General features: G+C 49.2%; 16 protein-coding genes. 10 read left to right on the top strand and 6 right to left on the bottom strand.

Features of this window, described 5'->3' with window-relative positions:
• The first annotated feature begins 117 nt into the window (after positions 1-117).
• From ACPEPR_RS04570 to ACPEPR_RS04580, 3 genes are all read left to right on the top strand, one after another.
• Positions 118-1,347: an MFS transporter gene (locus ACPEPR_RS04570; protein WP_423562021.1), complete on the top strand. Its 1,230-nt coding sequence runs from the start codon at positions 118-120 to the stop codon at positions 1,345-1,347.
• A gap of 118 nt (positions 1,348-1,465) precedes the next feature.
• On the top strand, positions 1,466-3,865 hold the full coding sequence (locus ACPEPR_RS04575) for a YgiQ family radical SAM protein (protein WP_104473390.1): 2,400 nt from the start codon (positions 1,466-1,468) through the stop codon (positions 3,863-3,865).
• 313 nt (positions 3,866-4,178) lie between these two features.
• A complete protein-coding gene (locus tag ACPEPR_RS04580) occupies positions 4,179-4,712 on the top strand; it encodes a DUF2726 domain-containing protein (protein ID WP_005181471.1) in 534 nt (177 codons plus the stop codon).
• Positions 4,713-4,750: 38 nt separating this feature from the next.
• On the opposite strand, the gene ACPEPR_RS04585 is transcribed toward ACPEPR_RS04580, so the two are convergent.
• The 5 genes from ACPEPR_RS04585 to mdtD form a co-directional block, all read right to left on the bottom strand.
• Entirely contained in the window at positions 4,751-5,104 is a 354-nt protein-coding gene (locus ACPEPR_RS04585; protein WP_005181474.1) for a RidA family protein, read from the bottom strand.
• 468 nt (positions 5,105-5,572) lie between these two features.
• Positions 5,573-6,628 (bottom strand): DNA polymerase IV, encoded by a 1,056-nt coding sequence (gene dinB, locus ACPEPR_RS04590; protein WP_005181477.1) that lies wholly within the window; start codon positions 6,626-6,628, stop codon positions 5,573-5,575.
• Positions 6,629-6,637: 9 nt separating this feature from the next.
• On the bottom strand, positions 6,638-7,651 hold the full coding sequence (locus tag ACPEPR_RS04595; protein ID WP_423562023.1) for an MBL fold metallo-hydrolase: 1,014 nt from the start codon (positions 7,649-7,651) through the stop codon (positions 6,638-6,640).
• Between the two features lie 49 nt (positions 7,652-7,700).
• Positions 7,701-8,486, bottom strand: a complete 786-nt coding sequence (locus ACPEPR_RS04600) for a glycoside hydrolase family 25 protein (RefSeq protein WP_180061734.1) — start codon at positions 8,484-8,486, stop codon at positions 7,701-7,703.
• A gap of 75 nt (positions 8,487-8,561) precedes the next feature.
• Positions 8,562-9,953 carry a multidrug transporter subunit MdtD gene (mdtD, locus tag ACPEPR_RS04605; protein ID WP_005181486.1) on the bottom strand — a complete coding sequence of 464 codons (1,392 nt, stop codon included), beginning with the start codon at positions 9,951-9,953 and terminating at the stop codon, positions 8,562-8,564.
• A 176-nt stretch (positions 9,954-10,129) separates the two neighbouring features.
• Between mdtD and ACPEPR_RS04610 the strand changes: the two genes are divergently transcribed.
• Both ACPEPR_RS04610 and ACPEPR_RS04615 read left to right on the top strand, forming a co-directional pair.
• On the top strand, positions 10,130-11,944 hold the full coding sequence (locus ACPEPR_RS04610; RefSeq protein WP_423562024.1) for a choice-of-anchor I family protein: 1,815 nt from the start codon (positions 10,130-10,132) through the stop codon (positions 11,942-11,944).
• 160 nt (positions 11,945-12,104) lie between these two features.
• The gene (locus ACPEPR_RS04615) at positions 12,105-13,070 is read left to right on the top strand and encodes a hypothetical protein (RefSeq protein WP_016659723.1); all 966 of its coding nucleotides are present in this window, start codon (positions 12,105-12,107) and stop codon (positions 13,068-13,070) included.
• Positions 13,071-13,147: 77 nt separating this feature from the next.
• Here ACPEPR_RS04615 and ACPEPR_RS04620 read toward each other — a convergent pair whose 3' ends face one another.
• Positions 13,148-13,768: a TIGR00730 family Rossman fold protein gene (locus ACPEPR_RS04620; protein WP_160243619.1), complete on the bottom strand. Its 621-nt coding sequence runs from the start codon at positions 13,766-13,768 to the stop codon at positions 13,148-13,150.
• 337 nt (positions 13,769-14,105) lie between these two features.
• Here ACPEPR_RS04620 and ACPEPR_RS04625 point away from each other — a divergent pair, with 337 nt between their 5' ends.
• The 5 genes from ACPEPR_RS04625 (at position 14,106) to parC (ending at position 20,879) form a co-directional block, all read left to right on the top strand.
• Positions 14,106-15,683: a TerC family protein gene (locus ACPEPR_RS04625; protein WP_005181513.1), complete on the top strand. Its 1,578-nt coding sequence runs from the start codon at positions 14,106-14,108 to the stop codon at positions 15,681-15,683.
• 79 nt (positions 15,684-15,762) lie between these two features.
• Positions 15,763-16,230 (top strand): YchJ family protein, encoded by a 468-nt coding sequence (locus ACPEPR_RS04630; RefSeq protein ID WP_104489945.1) that lies wholly within the window; start codon positions 15,763-15,765, stop codon positions 16,228-16,230.
• A 63-nt stretch (positions 16,231-16,293) separates the two neighbouring features.
• The gene (locus tag ACPEPR_RS04635; RefSeq protein ID WP_005181518.1) at positions 16,294-16,938 is read left to right on the top strand and encodes a trimeric intracellular cation channel family protein; all 645 of its coding nucleotides are present in this window, start codon (positions 16,294-16,296) and stop codon (positions 16,936-16,938) included.
• Positions 16,939-17,082: 144 nt separating this feature from the next.
• Complete coding sequence (locus ACPEPR_RS04640; RefSeq protein ID WP_005181520.1) at positions 17,083-18,402, top strand: niacin transporter NiaP; 1,320 nt, start codon at positions 17,083-17,085, stop codon at positions 18,400-18,402.
• Positions 18,403-18,659: 257 nt separating this feature from the next.
• Positions 18,660-20,879: a DNA topoisomerase IV subunit A gene (gene parC, locus ACPEPR_RS04645; RefSeq protein ID WP_016659721.1), complete on the top strand. Its 2,220-nt coding sequence runs from the start codon at positions 18,660-18,662 to the stop codon at positions 20,877-20,879.
• Positions 20,880-20,973 lie beyond the last annotated feature (94 nt).

Here is a 20,973-nt window from a genome sequence, read left to right on the forward strand (position 1 = left end):
GAAAGTAGAATTTATCGAGGGTTCTTCTCTCCGTTTAAACCAGCTTTTAATCGGTTGAAATTGAAGCCCCCAATTTAACCGGAACCGGCGTATACTCATAACATAATTGGAGTGTATATGTCAGATTCCCAAAGCCAGACTCAGCAAATTGAGCACGATTCTCCTCAGTTTAAGGCCATTCTTCTCTCTTTGTTTTTGGCCGGTTTTGCCTCCTTTTCTGCCTTATACTGCGTCCAACCGATGATGCCGATTCTGGCGCAGTTCTTTCAGGTCAGCCCGACTCAAAGTAGTTTTCCCCTATCTTTTTCGACCTTTGCCTTGGCTGCCGCTTTATTATTTACCGGCCTGATTTCAGATCGGGTCGGGCGTAAACTGATTATGGTCGTGGCATTGTTCTCTGCGGCCTTACTGTTAATAGCCAGTGCCTTATTGCCACAGTGGTCATTTTTTCTCAGCACCCGTGTCCTGATTGGCATGGCAGTCAGTGGGGTGGCCGCGGTGGCAATGACCTATATTGGCGAAGAAATTGCGGCCAAAGATGTTGGCTTTGCCATGGGCTTATATATTTCAGGCACCGCAATTGGCGGCATGAGTGGCCGTTTAATTGCCGGAGTTCTGGTGGATTTTATTTCCTGGCAATATGCAACTTTAATCATTGGTGTGATTAACCTGGCGATTGCGATTCTGTTTTACTGGCTGTTGCCCAATTCTAGAAATTTTCAGTCCTATCCGATTCAGTTGTCGCGTTTTAAACAGGCCTTTGCCAAAAATCTGGCCGATCCAAAATTAAGAATTCTGTTTCTTCAGGGCTTTATTCTGATGGGATGTTTTGTCTCGCTATTTAACTACATGAGCTATCATCTGCTGGATGCGCCTTTTGCTTTGCCACAAACCTGGATCGGGCTGATTTCTGTGGCCTATCTGGCTGGAATTTACAGTTCACCACGGGCAGCACAGTGGGGACAAAAGTTTGGCCGGGAAAAAGTGTTACCGTTGATGCTGCTGGTGATGTGGGCCAGTCTGGCGCTAATGTTACTGAATCAGCTGGCGGTCGTGTTAGTCGGGCTGCTGATTTTTACCTTTGCTTTTTTTGCAGCACATTCTCTTTGTAGCAGCTGGGTGACGGTGCAATCATTACAGTATCGGGCGGTGGGTTCATCTTTATATCTGTTCTGCTATTACTTGGGCTCGAGCGTGCTCGGCAGTGGTAGCGGTCTGATCTGGGAGCGCTGGGACTGGCCTGGCTTATTGATCTTTATCGCAAGTCTGCTGTTGTTGGGCCTGATATTGACCCTATATCTGAAAAAATTAAGCAGCACTGCACCCACGGCACAGATTAAAAATTAAAAACTTGATTTTGTATAAATTATAATCAAGCAAGCCACTTGGAATTCATGCTAAAATACTCGGCTTTCATCTTTCGATCTTTTCTGATCTTCCATCTGCCAGCCGAGAATTGCTAGCCATGTCTACTGCTTATACCGCTCAAACCGCGCCAAAAGCGTTGTTTGATTACGACAAATATTGGGCGTCATGTTTTGAACCCGCGCCATTTTTGCCGATGTCACGCGAGGAAATGGACCAACTCGGCTGGGATAGCTGTGACTTTATTCTGGTCTGCGGCGATGCCTATATTGATCATCCATCTTTTGTATCCGGTATTATTGGCCGTGTGCTGGAAGCGCAAGGTTTCCGGGTCGGAATTATCGCGCAGCCTGACTGGACCAATGTCGAGGCCTTTCGTGCCTTAGGTAAACCGAATATTGCCTGGGGCGTCACCGCCGGCAATATGGACTCGATGATCAACCGTTATACCGCGGACCGCAAAATCCGCTCGGATGATGCCTATTCACCAGACAATGTCCCGAACAAACGTCCAGACCGTGCTGCAACCGTGTATTGCCAGCGCTGTCGTGAAGCCTTCCCGGATGTGCCGGTGTTGCTTGGCGGGATCGAAGGTTCACTGCGTCGTATTGCGCATTATGATTACTGGTCAGATAAAGTCCGTCGTTCAATTCTGATGGATTCAAAAGCCGATTTATTGATGTACGGTAATGGCGAGCGTTCCATTATTGAAGTGATGCACCGTCTGGCCAAAGGCGAAAAAATTACCGATATCACCGATGTGCGCGGTACTGCCTTTATCATCAATAAACATAACCGTGCGGCCAAAGCCAAGTTTGTCGAAATCGCTTCCAATGATGTCGATACCATTGGCCGTGTCGATCCGATCATCAATCCGTATGTGATGACTGAAGATATTGATGGCTGTGAAGTTGAAAAAGAAAAGGGTAACAGCTTAAGCCAGTACCAAAATTTCCAGAAAGAAATAGTAGCCAATCCGATTGTCCGTGAAGGCGACAATCTGGATGCTGATACGCAGATTGTTCAGCTGCAACCGGCCTCAAAAGCCATTAAGCATAAACTGCCACCACGTGAACTGGCGGTTATTCGTTTGCCATCTTTTGAAGACGTGGCTAATGATCCGGTGCTATATGCACATGCCAACCGTATTCTGCATTTGGAAACTAACCCGGGCAACGCACGTGCTTTGGTGCAAAAACACGGCGAGCGTGATGTCTGGATTAATCCACCACCAATTCCATTGACCACTGAAGAAATGGATTATGTGTTTGACCTGCCATATGCACGTCTGCCACATCCAGCTTATGGCGATGCACGTTTCCCGGCGTTCGACATGATCAAGTTCTCGGTGAACATCATGCGTGGCTGTTTTGGGGGCTGTACGTTCTGTTCGATTACCGAACATGAAGGCCGCATCATCCAGAACCGTTCGGAAGAGTCGATTCTACGTGAAGTGGAAAAAATCCGTGATACCGCACCGGGCTTTACCGGGATTATCTCGGACTTGGGTGGTCCAACTGCCAACATGTACCGCTTGCACTGTAAAGATCCGGAAATTGAAAAGAATTGCCGTAAGCCGTCTTGTGTATTCCCGGGCGTGTGTCAGAACCTGCATACCGATCATGCGCCACTGACTCAGCTGTACCGTAAAGCACGTGCGATTAAAGGCATTAAAAAGATTCTGATTGGTTCCGGTCTGCGTTATGACCTGGCGGTACTGAATCCGGAATATGTGCGTGAACTGGTGACCCACCACGTTGGGGGTTATCTGAAGATTGCACCAGAACATACCGAAAAAGGTCCGTTATCGAAGATGATGAAGCCCGGTATTGGTACCTATGACCGCTTCAAGCAAATGTTTGATCGTTTCAGCAAGGAAGCCGGCAAGGAACAGTATCTGATTCCGTATTTCATCGCGGCGCATCCGGGCACCACCGACTACGACATGATGAACCTGGCGATCTGGCTGAAAAAGAATGGTTTCCGTGCCGATCAGGTACAGACCTTCTATCCATCGCCAATGGCCACCGCCACCACCATGTATTACACCGGTAAAAACCCGCTGGCCAAAGTGGCGCGTTATACCGAAGATGTCGATATTGTGAAAGGAGAGAAACGTCGTCGTCTGCACAAAGCCTTCTTGCGTTACCATGATCCAAACAACTGGCCATTGTTACGTGAGGCTTTAAAAGAGATGGGCCGTGCCGATTTGATTGGCAATTCCAAGCAGCATCTGATTCCAACCTATCAGCCGCAAGGTACGGAAGGGCAGTACCAGTCAGCGCGTAAGAAAAACTCGACCCTGGCCGGAGATTCACAGAAACGTACCGGTCAGCATGGCAACCGTGGCCAAGGGCAAAATCAGGGTCAGTCGAATCGTCCGAAAAAAGGCCAGATGTTGACCCAGCATACCGGTTTGCCTCCACGTGAAACCGGCGAAAAACGTCCATTTGGCGGTGCAAAGGCCAAAGGTAAGTCTAAGCCAAAATCTCGTGCTTAAATCAGGAAAGGACGCCAAGTGCGTCCTTTTTCTGGTTCACATTTTGTCGGATTTGTCAGACAATCGGTTTGAAAAGAATTGTGAAGCTCATAAAAGTTGGTATACATTAGCTTGAGGAAAAACAAGGAGATGGTTTTTCCTGGAAACTTGCTCTGCAACAGACTGTCAGTGTTTATGCATCTTTCGTCAGCATTGGTTTAAGTTTCTTAAATTTAACCTATTTATAATAAGCAAAACGTTATACTTGTATTTGAAAAATAATCGGTGAGATACCGAATAAATTATAAGAATAGAGTATTAAAGGATTAACCTCATGACTGTTTATATTATTCTCGCAAGTCTTATTCTGGCAGGGTTGCTGATCATGGCAGCCAGGCATGCCATTCAGGCCAAACGCCAGACCGACAGTACCCTGAAACGCCGCGCTATTTTCAGTTTGAATGAGCAGCTGACCTATACCCGGCTGAAAGAAATTTTACCGACCCATACCGTGCTGACCCATGTGTCTTTTGATGCACTACTGACCACCAAACTGCCGCGTACCCGCAATAAATACCGCAATATGGTGGCGGACTTTGTGGTGCTGGATGATGCTTATCAGGTACTGGCCGTGATTACCCTGGATGATACCCTGACCTTAAAACGTCAGCATATTCAGTATCAGAATGAATTGCTGCGGATGGCCGGTTATACCGTAATCAGCTTTGATCAGGTGCCGGAATATCAGCAGTTGCGTGAAGAATTTGGGTTACTGGAGGGCGCTGAAAATCTGGAGGCGCTTGATCTGCCAAAAAAGAAATTGGCGTTCTATCCGGCCTCAGCGCGCAGAATGGGCGCGTTGGGTTGAAAAAAAGCATCTAAACAGATGCTTTTTATCTCAAATTTTTATGGTTTAACCGCGACCACAGTCATTTCAACCAGGACTTCGGGCTGATACAGCTTGGCTTCCACACAGGTACGGGGCAGCGCTTCAATATCGGCGACCCAGGCATCCCAGATTTCATTCATGGCTGCATAGTCTTGCTCGATATCTTTTAAGAAAATCATGACTGACATGATATGACTTTTATCGGTGCCGGCTTCAGCCAGTAAACGGTCAATTATCTCAAGGGTCTGGCGGGTCTGACCGCGAATATCCAGGCTGGTGTCTTCTGCCAGCTGGCCGGCCAAATGCACCAGATGGCCTGAAATGGCAATTTCTGAATAGCGCTGTGCGACATGTAAACGTTGTACGGTCATAACAAAATCCTGTAGATGGGCAAGCAGCACCTCGGCTGCTCTGGCAATGTGACTATATTGCCATGAAGCGCCAGTACAGAACACCAGCGCTGCCGGAGTTGGTACAGAAATCCATCAATCTTGTGGCGATTTTGATTTGAAAAATGGGAATTTTAGGACGCAAAAAGCCGGTGATCTGAAGGGAATAGATCGGGATAATGCGATAGAAAATCAGATAAAAAGAAGCAGGTTACAGCAAGGCGGGAGACGATACAGCCATCCATGGGAACGTCAGAGTTGTCCTGTAATATTCGGATAGATCATCACGCCAATCACAGGACAGCATGCTGAAAGTAAAGGTGATTTTCAGCATCTCAGCACATACATGGATAAATGTATTGCGCAGATAGATTACTCTAATTTTGCCCATTGTGAAGCGCATTTTGTATCATTTTTATTCTTTTGATCAATTCCTGCACAATTTTAAGCCTAAAGTAGGCTGAGCTGTGGCTGCTGGGCTGGTGAGGACAGTTGATAAACTCCCACGCCAATTAACCGGAACTTTTCTTGGGGCGAAATATGCATTTCCTCAATTAATAGCTGTAACGCCTGTGCCAGCTGCTGCGGATGAGTAAAAATATGCTGAAAGCTTTTGCTGTGCTGTAACACCTGAAAGTTTTTCAGTTTCAGTTTGACTGACACGCCGCGGGCACAGAGCTGCTTTTTTTCCAGACTGGCCCAGACCTGTTGCAGCAGCTGTGGCCAGTAGGGCGTGCATTGGCTGAGGACATAATCATCATCAAAGGTGATTTCTTTGGAAATCTGCTGGCGTTTGCGTTCGGCCTGAACGGGGCGCTCATCAATGCCTTGTGCATATAAAAACAGACGTTTGCCATATTTGCCAAAACGTTGAATCAGCAGGCCTTCTTCGACCTGTTGCAGATCGCCCAAGGTTTCCAGACCCAAGGCCTTCAGCTTTTCCTGCATGACCTTGCCCACGCCCGGAATTTTCTTTAAGGGTAAATCCTGAATAAAGGCCTGCACCTGCGAGGGTTTGATTACGTAGAGGCCATTTGGTTTATGCCAGTCCGAGGCAATTTTGGCCAGAAATTTATTGGGTGCCACGCCGGCAGATGCAGTCAGGCCGGTGGTCTGAAAAATATCTTCGCGGATGCGCATTGCTACTTCTGTGGCGCTGGGGAGTTGCTGCAGGTTTTCGCTAACATCCAGATAGGCTTCATCGAGCGACAGCGGTTCAATGATTGCAGTATATTTTTGAAAAATTTGATGGATTTGTGCCGACACTTCCCGGTACTTCTGGAAATTCGGTTCCAGTACAATCACCTGCGGGCACAGTTTCCGGCCCTGACTCATTGACATGGCCGAGCGCAGCCCAAACACCCGCGCCGGGTAGGACGCGGCCACAATCACTGCACGCGGATGATGTGATGCCACCACCACCGGCAGATGTTGTAACTCTGGACGCTCTTTTAGCTCGACCGAGGCATAGAACGCATCCATATCAATATGAATGATTTTTCTCATGGCACCATCTTAACGCGCGACATCCGTGGCTGTCATTAGCGGATAAGCATACGGTTGATCGAGCAGCAGCACTTGGGTCTGTTGTTGTGCTGCGGCCTTGATCACGGTATTCAGACTCTTCGGGGTATTATCGGCCAGATGTGGTAAAAACTGTAGCGGCTGTTCTGGCGGCTGGAAAAAATCATCCCAATGGATGGGAATCAGCACCTTGGGTTTTAGGTGCTGCAAGGTTTCTGCCAGATACTGCTGCTGATACTGTTCCGGTTGCCTGGACAGCTGGGCAATGCCCAGAAACAGATGATCGACCTGTAGCTGTTTGAGCTGTTCGGGAATAAAACCGGTGCTGGCCTTGACCAGACTTTTATGACCTTCATATTCAATCAGATAGTCAAAGCTATGGCCTTCTTTAAACTCCGAAAACCGTGCCGGCAGGCTCAGTGGCTGCTGGATTTCCTCACCCAGATCATTATTCACTGCAGTTGGCGGAGTATGCTGGGACGGGAAAGCGGTGACAGTAAAGTTGCCAATCTGCATCGGTTGTAAAGGTACCAGCTGCTGTAACTGGCTTTCGGGCAAGTGAGCACCACGGGCAATATTCAGCGTGCTTCGGGAACCAATAATTTTAGCCTGCGGCAGCAATTGGCCAAGTAGAGGGATATCCAGCGCATGGTCATAATGCGAGTGTGTCACCAGAATGGCTTGCGTTCGTTGCAATTGATGGAGCTCAATCGCATGTTCAATTACGATTGGCTGGCTGTTAATTTGACTAAACATCAGCTGACTCAGACTCGGCCGGCTAAAGAAGCCATCAATCAACAGCTGTTGCTGGCCATCATCAAACAGTAAGGTCGATACACCAAAGAATTTGACCGTGTAGCCCGCTGGTGCGGTTGCTGCCGGCTGATACAGCCATGGCTGGAAATCCTGCACTTTGCCGGAGGGCTGCAGCATATAGATGATGAGTGCAATCAGCAGTAACATCAGGCCAAGCAGACCTGACAAAATCTTGTATTTCAGTGTCATTCGCACAATATCCCTGTCAGCTTTTATTTTTATCTTGTTGGTATGAGTATTAAGGGGTTGTATCCGCACTATGTTTAGATGGTTCCACAATCTGGTTGGCCTTCAGAAACTGTTGCCAGTCCTGTTCATCGCCATAAAAGGCATTCAGATCGACCGGAGTGGCAATGCCGGTAATCTGGCCACGATTGCTATATTGCCAGAACAGCCAGTCGGGATTGCCACTTAAGGCCGGTTTGCCTTGATATTCGCGTACCCACAGCGGCACCTGCGGGAACTGATTGACCAGTACAATATTATAAAAATTCCTGGAAATGTAAAAAATCGGCTGTTTGCCATAGTGCTGTTGCAGCGCGTCATGCATCACCCCAATTTCATGCAGCAACTGTTCCCGGGTATAGGTGTTGATGCAGTTGCTGTCGTATTCCAGATCAATCACTGGTGGCAAGCTGTTGGCCTGTTTCGGAACGCTGTCGATAAAATTCTGTGCCTGCACCTGACCATCACGACACAGCCGATAAAAATGATAGGCGCCGACCAGAAAGCCCTGTTCATGCGCGGCCAGCCAGTTGTCCTGAAATTTACGGTCTTTAAAATCGCCGCCTTCGGTGGCTTTTAAATAGACGAAACGGTATTTTTCCGGTGAAATCCTGTGCCAGTCAATCTGCTGCTGATGATGCGAAACATCAAAGCCCTGAATCGGATAGTCCTGTGCGGTGGCTGGCCGGGTATGCAGCACGCCCCAATACAGCAAGGCCGCCATCAGCACCACGCCGCAGATGGCAACCGCAGCATAGGTCAGGGGCTGGACAGAACGGCGGGCAGGGCGTGCAGACATAGGCAAGGCAGATCTTCAGGGTTCAATTTTGATCATAACGCGAAGCCTGCACGGCGGCTAGCATTCCACGCGGCTTTAGACCGGGGTGTTTTTCGGAATTTTCCAGAAAATCATTGCAGCCAGCAGGTTGATACTGCCCAGACAGATCAGGCTGGCATGGAAGGCCGCGACCACCTGCTCCGGTCCCCAATAGGCACTAAACAGATTGACCAGTGTTCCGGCCAAGGCCACGCCAATACTCATGGACAGCATCATGATCATCGACAGGAAGCTGTTGCCGCTGCTGGCATCTTGCTGCGGTAAATCTTTTAAGGTCAGGGTGTTCATGGACACAAACTGCAGTGAATTGAGCAGACCGAAAATAAAGAAATGCAGCGCGCGTAACCAGATGGGTGTGTCGGCCGTGGTCAGGGCAAAACTGGCGATACAGGCCCCGACCAGCAAGGTATTGGTGATGAGCACCTGACGATAACCAAAGCGCTGAATCAGCTGGCGGATAATCGGTTTTGAGGCCAGCGAACCGAGTACGGTCGGAATCATCATCAGGCCGGTCACAAAGGGCTCAAAGCCAAAGGCCAGTTGCAGCATCAGCGGCAGTAAAAAGGGAATTGAATTGCCGGCCAGCCGGGCAATCGAGTTCCCAAGAATCCCGATCGCATAAATCCGGTGCCGGAACAGCTTGCTGCGAAACAGGGCATTCTGATGAGTATGCGCATGATAGGCATACAGGCCGGCACTCAGCAGACCGAGCAGGACCAGCGCAATGCTCCACCACAGCGAGTACAGCGGACTGGCCACGTTTTCAATGCCCAGTGACAGCCCGACCATGGCAATCAATAACAGGATAAATCCCCAGAAATCAAATTGCGGCACGCTCGGCTCGGTGATGTTTGGCATGGCTTTAAAGGTAATCAAGACGCCTAAAATGCCAATCGGCAGATTGATTAGAAAAATCCAGTGCCATGAGGCCACTTCGACCAGCCAACCGCCCAAAGTAGGTCCAATTAAGGGGCCGATCAGACCGGCCAGACTCATCAGGCTCATGGCCGATAAAAACTGGGTGCGGGGAATGATTTTTAGCATCGCCAGACGACCAACTGGCAATAAGAACGCGCCGCCAATGCCTTGCAGTACCCGGTAAAACAGCAGTTCATTCAGGCTGCTGGCATAGGCACAGCCAATGGAGGCCAGGGTGAAAATCACAATGGCGGAAAAATAGGTGTTGCGCACGCCAAAACGGTCGGCCAGCCAGCCACTCAAGGGAATACAGGCCGCCACTGACAATACATAGGCCACCACCACGCTGTGCATTCGCAGCGGATCTTCCTGCAAATTCTCGGCAATGGCCGGCAACGCGGTGTTGATGATGGTGGTATCCAGGCCCTGCATAAAAAAGCCAATCGACACCAGCAGCACCAACAATCTGAATTCGGGTTGCAGGGCTTGATGGGTTGGCGTGGCAGTCATAATTAGCGGGCATGGTGGAATTTTGCCTAGTGTAAAACAATCTGGCGCGGATGTCGTATCTAAAGCGTTGCCGCGTGACGGCCTGACCCTGTCAGAAAACTGCAATCAAAACGTCATGGCACTGCAACCAGATGTTTATAAATTGTTCATATTCTAAACACTATCAAATTAAACCTATGAAATTAAAATTGAAATCACTTTGGGTGGCCATGTTGGCCGTGGGGATGGCAGCGTGTAACAGTGATGATGATCAGGTCAGTCCTGCACCGGTCGATCCAACCCCCAATACCATTGAACTGAGCAAAATTGGGGCCTATCAGTCGGGCATTTTTGCAGAAAGTGCCGCAGAAATTCCGGCCTATGATGCCGCCAGCAAACGCCTGTTTGTGGTCAATGCGCAGGCCGGGGTGCTGGATGTACTCGATTTAAGCCAGCCAAATCAGCCGGTTAAAATTGCCGAGATTCAGGTCCATGATATTGCTGAAGGCGCGGAAGTAAACAGTGTCGCAGTGCATAACGGTATTGTGGCAATTGCGATTCAGGCTGCCGTCAAAACCGATCCGGGTTATGTGGCGCTGTATCAGGCCAAAGATCTGAGCAAACTGGCGCATGTGCAGGTTGGTGCCTTGCCGGATATGCTGACTTTTAGCCCGGATGGTCAAACCCTGCTGGTGGCCAATGAAGGTGAGCCATCGGACGATTATCAGGTTGATCCGGAAGGTTCAATTTCCGTGATTCAGCTGAGTAATTTAACAGCGCCTGTGGTTCGCACTGCAGACTTCAAAGCCTTTAATGGTCAGGAAGCGGCGCTGCGTGCCCAGGGCGTGCGTATTTTCGGGCCAAATGCGACCGCGGCGCAGGATTTTGAACCGGAATATATTACGGTATCGCAAGATGGCAAAACGGCTTGGGCCGCATTGCAGGAAAACAATGCGCTGGCCAAAATTGATGTGGTCAATGCCAAAGTACTGGCGGTGTATCCATTGGGCTTTAAAGACCATGGTCTGGACGGCAATGGCATGGATGTCAGCGATGCCGATGGTGTTGATGGAACGGGCAGTATTAAGATCCAGACCTGGGCCAATGTGCGCGGTCTGTATATGCCAGATGCAATTGCCAGCTTTGATGTGGCCGGCAAAACCTATATCGTGACCGCCAATGAAGGCGATGCGCGCGCCTGGGGCGAAGACACACCAGAATATTTTAATAACGACACCAGCAAAGGTTTTGTTGAAGAATGGCGAGTGAAACATCTGGTACATGCCGAGGGCTTTTCCCGCCGTTTAGGCGATGATTTACCGGCGCACTTAAGCCAGCTGGCCAAAGGTGCCGAGCTGAATCCGGATAATTTTCGTTACTGCGGTGCCACGGCAGGCAATGCCGGTGACTGCCGTGAAGATCATCTGCTGGGTCGTCTGAATATTACCTGGACTGAAGGCTACCAGAAAAATGCCGATGGTACGCCAAAGCTGAATGAACGCGGCAATCTGGTATATGACCATCTTTATAGTTTTGGTGCACGCTCGGTCAGTATCTGGACAGAAAATAGCGCGCAAAACGGTCTGGAACGGGTCTGGGATTCAGGGGATGATTTTGAGCAGTACATTGCCGAGCATCATCCGGAAATTTTCAATGCCAACCATGAAGAAGCAGGCATGGATAACCGCAGTGACAACAAAGGCCCTGAACCTGAAGGCGTGACGCTGGGCCAGATTGGCAGCAAAACCTTTGCCTTTATTGGTCTGGAACGTGCTGGCGGGGTGATGGTCTATGATGTATCGACTCCATCTGCACCAAGTTTTGTGCAGTATCTGAATAGCCGTGAGATGAGTGCGAGCACTGAACAAATTGAGCTGGGGCAGGCCGGTGATTTAGGCCCGGAAGGTCTGGTCTTTATTGAGGCAAAGGACTCGCCTAATGGCCAGCCATTACTGGTGGTGGGCAATGAAGTCAGCGGCAGCACCGCGGTATATCAGCTGAACCTGAAATAAGTGAGCAAAAAAGAGAAAGGGCACTACGGTGCTCTTTTTTTATTTTAAATTTTCATTGTCACTAAAATGTCATAGAACTGAAATAGTATTGTCATCATTTTAAGCTAATGCCAGCCCAATTGGGGGTGGTGTTCCCTTTTTGAACATAGGCTTTGTTCTTATGACAATTGAACTTTTAATGGTAATCGGCTTCTGTTTGGCGGCCTATTCTATTGTCGGAAATGATGTACCTCAAACCTTAGGGACTTTTATTTCTTCTAACTCCCATCGTCCTTGGTGGGTACTGTGGGTGTATATCAGCAGTATCCTGGTTGTGGTCTTGGTCTATGGCTGGTATGCATCGGGCGTCGGTGATGCCTCTTATGGGCGACTGGAAACCATTCCGTTCCCTGAAGGCGGAATTACCTGGCTGTATATTGTGCCGCCGGTTTTACTGTTGCTACTGACTAAATATGGTATTCCGGTCAGTACCACCTTCTTGGTGTTGACCATCTTCTCTCCTGCGAGCCTGGGCTCGATGATGGTCAAGTCCATGATGGGTTATGCGGTGGCCTTCCTGGCGGCGCTGATCATCTATCGTTTTGTGGCCAACAAAATGACGGTGTACTTTAATCAGACCAAAGATCAGGAACATTCGACCAAATGGGTGATTCTGCAATGGTTATCTACCGGTTTCCTGTGGAGCCAGTGGCTGATTCAGGATCTGGCCAACATCTTCGTGTATGTGCCGCGTCAGGTACCGTTTGAATTCCTGATGTTTGCCATTACGGTCTTTGTGATCTTGCTGGGGGTTATTCTGTACCAGCGTGGTGGTGCCATCCAGAAGATTGTCGATACCAAAACCGATGTTACCGATGTACGTGCTGCGACCATCGTGGACTTTATCTATGCAATGATCCTGCTGATTTTCAAAGAGTGGAGCAATATCCCGATGAGTACCACCTGGGTATTCCTGGGTCTGTTGGCCGGTCGTGAATTTGCCATCTCAATGATTGTGAACGGGGTTAGCAAATACCGTACCTCACGCAATGTCAGCAAAGATGCGATGAAACTGATGTTTGGTCTGGCCATGTCGGTATTCCTGGCGACCACTTTGCCATGGTTCTATAACCTGATTTCAGGCTAAGCATGGACTGAACATCAAGTACAAAAAAAGCGAGCTTCGGCTCGCTTTTTCTTTCTGGACTTTTGGGTTCAAGCGCTTTAAATGGCAACGTGCTGCGGTGCATCCAGATTATGTAATGCGGTCAGGATTTCATCGGCATGATTGCAGACAATCAGCTTGGCGCGGTGCTGCGGCGGCAGGAAGCCTTCAGTCACGGCATGGTCAAGCTGGGCAATCAGCGCATCATAGAAGCCATTGACGTTATACAGCATCATCGGTTTTTGATGCTGGTTCAACTGGCTCCAGGTGGCAATTTCCAGAATTTCTTCAAAGGTACCCAGTCCGCCCGGCAAGGCCACAAAGGCGCTGGCACGTTCGGCCATGAGGGCTTTACGTTCATGCATGCTGTGTACAATATGCAACTCGGTCAGACGATGATGGGCAATTTCATAATCCAGCATAAATTCCGGAATCACGCCTACAGTTTCACCACCGTGATCAACCACGGCATCGGCGACCTGACCCATTAAACCGATACTGGCGCCGCCATAGACCAGACCAAAGCCATTTTCCGCCAGACGGCGTGCCAGTGCCACGGCCTTTTCCTGATACACTGGTTTATTTCCAGAACGTGAGCCGCAATATAAAGCAATTAAAGGTTGTGTTGTTTTAGGAGAGGGGTGTTTTAAATTATCAGTCATTTTTACTACGCTATTCATGATTCTTGTTTCACCTTAACATGTTCTTTTTGTCTGCTCTAGCTTATGCAAAAAATATGACAAACAATGCCAGCGCCGTGCAGTGTGATTGCAAAGAATTGTTAAAGCATGCAGCACAACCGTGACCAGGCCAAAAAAAGAGTGATTCTGGCGCCAATCTTTTCTATACTGAAATTGTGTTTGACAACAATAGAACCGTCATGGGTAGTGGACACTATCGCACCATACAACAACAGCCGCTTTTAATCTCTTTTCTTTTTCCCTTTCATTCCCCAGGTTTTGAAACAGCCGGTCTTGGCTGTCGCACAGCCAAAACGATACTCGTGGAGCATCGCCCATGATTTTTGAATGGATGTCTGATCCAGCCGCATGGGTGGGTTTGCTGACCCTGATTATTCTGGAAATTGTGCTAGGTATTGATAACCTGGTGTTTATTGCTATTCTGGCTGAAAAATTACCACCGGAACAGCGTAACGCCGCACGGGTGGTCGGGCTGATTCTGGCTTTGGGCATGCGCCTGATTCTGCTGGCGTCAATTGCCTGGGTGGTGACCCTGACCAATCCGCTGTTCCATATTTTTGATCATCCCTTCTCCGGTCGTGATCTGATCTTGCTGTTTGGTGGGGTGTTCCTGCTGTTTAAAGGCACCATGGAGCTGCGTGAGCGTATTGAAGGCAAGCCGCAACTGAAAGAAGAAAATCCGGTACACGCCACTTTCTGGATGGTGATTGTGCAGATTGTGGTACTGGATGCGGTGTTCTCGCTCGACAGTGTGATTACCGCGGTGGGTATGGTCAAAGAGCTGTCGGTGATGATGATCGCAGTGATCATTGCTATCGGTATTATGCTCTGGGCCTCTAAACCGCTGATGGACTTTGTTAACAAACATCCAACCGTGGTGATTCTGTGCCTGTGCTTCCTGATGATGATCGGTTTCTCGCTGGTGGTGGAAGGTTTCGGTTATCACATTCCAAAAGGCTATTTATATGCCGCGATTGGTTTCTCGGTGATGATCGAGTTCCTGAACCAAGCCATGCGCAAAAATCAGGAAAAAATGGTCACCACCACTGACCTGCGTTATCGCACTGCTTCCGCGGTGATGCGGATGCTCGGCGGCAAACCGAACGGGCCGGAACCGGAGCATCCAAGTCCGGAAGAAGTGTTGGCGACACGTGCTTTTGCCGATGAAGTCTTTGCCGAAGAGAACAGCGTCTACCATACCGTGATGGTGCAGGGCGTACTCAGTCTGGCCGAGCGTCCGGTAAAATCGGTGATGACCCCGCGACCGGAACTGGAATGGCTGGATTTAGATGAAGACCAGGACAGTATTCAGGCCCAGCTGATGAATACCTCGCATTCACGTTTAATTGTGGTGCATGGCGAGCTGGACAATATTGCCGGGGTGGTGCTGACCCATAAGGTCATGAATGAATTTATTGAAACCGGCGTACTGGATTTTGAAAAACATCTGCGCGAACCGGTGATTGTGCATGAAAATGCGCAGGTATTGATGGTGATGGAACAGCTGCGTCAGGCGCCGCTGCAAATGGCAATTGTACTGAATGAATATGGCTCGATTGAAGGTGTGGTCACCCCGATTGATGTACTGGAAGCCATTGCCGGTGAATTCCCGGATGAAGATACCCTCGACGCGGTTGCAGAAACCCTGGAAGATGGCAGCCTGATGCTGGATGGCTCAACTGATATCCGCCATGTCTCGTTATTGCTCGGTCGTGATCTGGTCAATGAGCTGGAAGAATATTCGACCCTGTCGGGTTATATCCTGTTCCATCTCGGCCGTTTGCCGGAAAATGGCCAACGTCTGCTGGCTGATGATCATATTTTTGAAGTGGTCACCATGGACGGGCATAAAATCGAGAAGGTGCATGTGCTGCCACAGCCGCCAGCCGAGTAGCACTCAGAATATTCCTGTTTTCCGATTCAGTTCCGTTAAAATAGCCTGCATTGTCAGGCTATTTTTTTGGAAAATATTTATGTCAGAACAGCCTTGTCCTTGTGGCGCTGGGTTTTATCACAGTTGTTGCCAGCCTTTGCATTTAGGTCAGCAGCAGGCCCAAACTGCCGCTCAGCTAATGCGTTCACGCTATAGTGCCTTTGCCTTGCAGCAGATTGATTATATTGTCAAAACCACCGCACTTGGTCAGCAGCAGGCTCTGGATGTGGCCGCTATTCGGGACTGGAGCAGCGCCAACCAGTGGTTAAAACTGGAAATCGTAAGTGCTCAGGAAAAGCTAGACAAAAGCCATGCCCAGGTCGAATTCAAGGCCTATTATCAGGATGGCAACCAGCCGCAGATACATCATGAAGTATCGCATTTCGTCAAACATCAGGGTGCGTGGTATTTTCTTGATCCGACCACCGATCAGCAGATTACCATGAAACAGCCCTGTATCTGCGGTTCGGGCAAGAAATTTAAGCAATGTTGTGCGCAATTTTTATAACATTTGCCGTATTTTCGCTTATGATAACACGCATCAATTCCCCTAGTGAAAGAAGGGCAGTTCATGTTGCTGTTGGTCATTTATATTATTGCCATTACTGCAGAAGCAATGACAGGTGCATTGTCGGCAGGACGGCGAAGCATGGACTGGTTTGGGGTGACCCTGATTGCCTGTGTCACCGCACTGGGCGGCGGCTCGGTACGTGATGTATTGCTGGGCCATTATCCTTTAACCTGGGTCAAGCATCCGGAATATCTGGTGCTGACCTGTGCGGCAGCCTTTGTCACCATTTTAATTGCCAAATGGATGCGCCATCTGCGTTCCATCTTCCTGGTGCTGGATGCCTTGGGCCTGATTGGCTTTACCATTATTGGCTGCCAGATTGCGCTGGAAATGGGCCACGGTTTTGTGGTGTCGGCGGTGGCCGGTGTGCTGACCGGCGTCTCGGGCGGGATTCTGCGTGATATTCTGTGTAATGATGTGCCGCTGGTGTTCCGCCGTGAGCTGTATGCCAGTATCTCTTTTGTGTCGGTGATCTGCTATTGGGTCTGTATTGAAATTGGCCTGTCGCTAGAACTAACTGTTATCGCCACGCTGATTTTTGGTTTTACCTTACGTTTAATTGCGATCTATTTTGGTCTGGAAATGCCAAAATTCATTTATAAGGATGATGATGAGCAGTCGGCCTCATCCAAAGATGCCTCCTAGCCACAAATCTCCTATAAATTAAACGGCATGACCGCTATCCAGATAGCGGTCATTGTCTTTAAAATCAAAGCTGATTGCTGTTGTCATAACAATAACCAGGCGCGCCATCCGCGTTTTCCTCTCCACCCTGTCAGAGCGTTTATTATGGATCTAGTTTCTCGTGTACAACGCTTACCGATTGGTAAGTTCCACTATACCTTGCTATGGGTCATCGGACTGGGCTGGATGTTTGATGCCATGGATACCGGTTTAATCTCCTTTATTCTGGCCAAAATGGCGGAAGACTGGCAAATGAGCCCGGCAGAAAAAGGCTGGGTGGTGTCAATTGGTTTTGTTGGCATGGCCATTGGTGCGGTGTTCTCCGGCGGGTTGGCCGACCGGATTGGGCGTAAAACCGTATTTGCCACGACCCTGGTGATTTATAGCCTGGCCACAGCGGCCTGTGCCTTTGCCCCAAATTTAAGCTGGTTACTGTTTTTCCGCTTTATTGTCGGTTTAGGGCTGGGCGGGCAGTTGCCGGTTGCGGTGACTTTGGTCAGTGAATATATTCCGGCGCATGTGCGGGGCCGTTTTATTGTGCTGCTGGAAAGCTTCTGGGGGCTGGGCTGGCTCTGTGCGGCGCTGGTGTCTTATTTTGTGATTCCGACCTTTGACTGGCATATGGCCTTTTTAATTGGTGGTTTGCCGGCGCTCTATGCCTGGGTCATCTGGAAAAAAGTACCGGAATCGGTGCCGTATTTGATTAACCGCGGCCGGGTCGAAGAAGCGCACAAACTAGTACAAAGTCTGGAACGCCGCTGCGGTGTCGAGGTGATTGAACAGCTGGAAGTGAAACCGGTGGCCGCCAAACAGAATATTTCTTTTGCCCAGCTGTGGTCGGGGCCATTTGCGCGTCGTACCCTCATGCTGTGGCTGATCTGGTTCGGCATTGTCTATTCCTATTATGGCATTTTTACCTGGCTGCCAAGTCTGCTGGTCAAGGAAGGCTATACTATTGTGCAGTCCTTTGAATATGTGCTGATCATGATTCTGGCGCAGTTGCCGGGTTATATTGCGGCGGCCTGGCTGGTAGAAAAACTTGGCCGCAAAGCCACACTGGCCGGCTTTATTGGGCTGTGTGCGGTATCAGCCTACTTCTTTGGACAGGCCAGCAGCGTCGGCATGATCGTGTTCTGGGGTTGCCTGATGTCCTTCTTTAACCTAGGCGCCTGGGGTGTGCTGTATACCTATACGCCGGAACAGTATCCAACCAATATCCGTGCCTTTGGTTCCGGCTGGGCTTCGGCGGTGGGCCGTATGGGCGGTATTGTTGCGCCTTTGGTGGTGACCCAGATGATGGTGATGCACAACGGCTTTAGCTATGTATTTATGATGTTTACCGCGGTGCTGCTGGCCGTGGCACTGGTGATTGTGCTGCTGGGTGAGGAAACCCGCGGCAAGACCCTGGAGTCGATTGGTTTATAAGCAGCCGCTCATACAGACAATGCAAGATGCGCTGGCTATTGTGCCGGCGCATCTTTTTTATTTCTGGAATATGTTTTTCAACGTGCAGTCAGACTTGTGTATTTTTCAGTTGATTGACGCGCCTAAAATGGATATTTTTACGCCATAAGACATAAATTGTCGCAGAGTGTGATCGGCTACCCTTGTGCTGGCCGCGGCTGCGGCATAGCATAAGAACGTCAAAACTATAACGCATTAATTTAGGATTACAGGTTGTTATGACAAGCCTCGCGCATCATGCGACAGAAAACCGTTCCGTAGCAGAATTTACTGAACAAGCATATCTCAGCTATGCCATGTACGTGATTATGGACCGTGCATTGCCTCATATCAGCGATGGCCTGAAACCGGTACAGCGCCGTATCGTCTATGCCATGAGCGAGCTGGGTCTCAAGCCAAGCAGTAAACCAAAGAAATCTGCACGTACGGTCGGTGATGTGCTGGGTAAGTACCATCCGCATGGTGACTCGGCCTGTTATGAAGCCATGGTGTTAATGGCGCAGCCGTTTAGCTATCGTTATCCATTTATTGAAGGGCAGGGCAACTGGGGTTCACCGGATGATCCAAAATCCTTTGCCGCAATGCGTTATACCGAAGCCAAATTATCCGCATATAGTGACCTGTTACTGTCTGAACTCGGTCAGGGCACCTGCGACTGGCAGGACAACTTTGATGGTTCCCTAAAAGAGCCAGTGACCTTGCCGGCACGGGTTCCAAATATCCTGCTCAATGGCACCACCGGCATTGCCGTGGGTATGGCCACCGATATTCCGCCGCACAACTTGCGTGAAATCATTAAAGGCACCATCGCCCTGATCCGTAATCCGAATTTAAGCGATAGCAAGGTTGCAGAATATATTCCTGGCCCGGATTTACCGACCCGGGCTGAAGTAATTACCCCGCCAGATGAACTGTTAAAGATTCAGACCACTGGACGCGGCAGTTATCGCATGCGTGCGGTGTATACCATTGAAAAAAATGAAATTGTTATCAGTGATTTACCGTATCAGGTCTCTGGTTCAAAAGTGATTACCCAGATTGCCGACCAGATGCAGGCCAAAAAACTGCCGCTGGTGACCGATGTACGGGATGAATCGGACCATAAAAATCCGACCCGTCTGGTGATTGTGCTGCGTTCTAACCGGATTGATGCTGATGCAGTGATGAGCCATCTGTTTGCGACCACCGATCTGGAATCGAGCTATCGGGTCAACATGAACATGATTGGTGCCGATGGTCGTCCACAGGTGAAATCGATTCGCCAGATTTTATTGGAATGGATCGAGATTCGTAAACATACCGTCACACGCCGCCTGCAATATCATCTGAACAAGATTGAAAAACGCCTGCATATTCTGGCCGGCTTGCTGATTGCCTATTTAGACATTGATACCGTGATCCGGATTATCCGCGAAGAAGATCATCCCAAAGCAGAGCTGATGGCGCACTTTGGTATTGATGAGATTCAGGCTGAAGCCATTTTGGAACTCAAGTTGCGTCATCTGGCCCGACTGGAAGAAATGGAAATCCGTCGCGAACAGGAAGAACTGGAGGCCAAGGCTGCCACAATTCGTGAACAGTTGGCCAATCCGGAATCATTAAAAAACCTGATTATTACGGAGTTAAAAGACGACGCCAAAAAGTTTGGTGATGACCGCCGTTCACCAATCGTGCAGCGCGCTGAAGCCACTGCCATTAATGAACAGGACATGCTGCCGGCTGATCCGGTAACCGTGGTGCTGTCTGAAGCTGGCTGGATTCGCTGTGCCAAAGGCCATGATGTCGATGCCGAAAACCTGAATTTCCGCGCTGGTGACCAGTATTTAAGTCACGCCCAAGGCAAATCCAACCAGCGTGCCTATGTGCTGGATGACACTGGACGCAGTTATGGTGTGGCCATTAACAGCCTGCCATCGGCGCGTGGTTTGGGTGAACCGCTCAGTTCACGTTTATCACCGGCCAGCGGGGTCGGCTTTAAACAGGTGTTTGTGGCAGAAGATCAGGCTGAAATTCTGGTCATGAGCAGCAAAGGTTATGGCTTTAAAACCCAAGCCAAACAGCTGGATACCAATGCCAAAGCCGGTAAGGCTTTCCTGAGCCTGTCTGAAGGCGCCAGCGTGATGAATCTGCAAACTATTGAGCAGTTCAGTCATGTTGCGCTACTCAGTTCTGCCGGCCGTTTACTGATTGTTGATCTGGCAGAATTACCGGTGCTGAACAAAGGTAAAGGTAATAAATTGATACAACTTGAACCGAAAGATCAGATTGTATCCATGACAATGCTAAATTTAGATGAAATAATTCAAGTGTTTGCAGGACAACAGCAGTTAAAATTAAAAGGTGATGACTTGCAGAAGTATATCGGTAAGAGAGGAACCAAGGGACAGCTTTTACCACGGGGATATCAAAAAGCAAATAAACTGTTGATTCAGAGATAAGACTAGCGTTGTTTACATAAAATACGTTATATATGAATCGAATTCGTGAAAATGGATCCACTGCTGTACATAAACAAGCCAAAAAATGAAGTGC

Origin of the sequence: Acinetobacter sp. AND/436, assembly GCF_049546925.1 — a bacterium.
In the GTDB taxonomy this organism is placed as follows: Bacteria; Pseudomonadota; Gammaproteobacteria; order Pseudomonadales; family Moraxellaceae; genus Acinetobacter; species Acinetobacter indicus.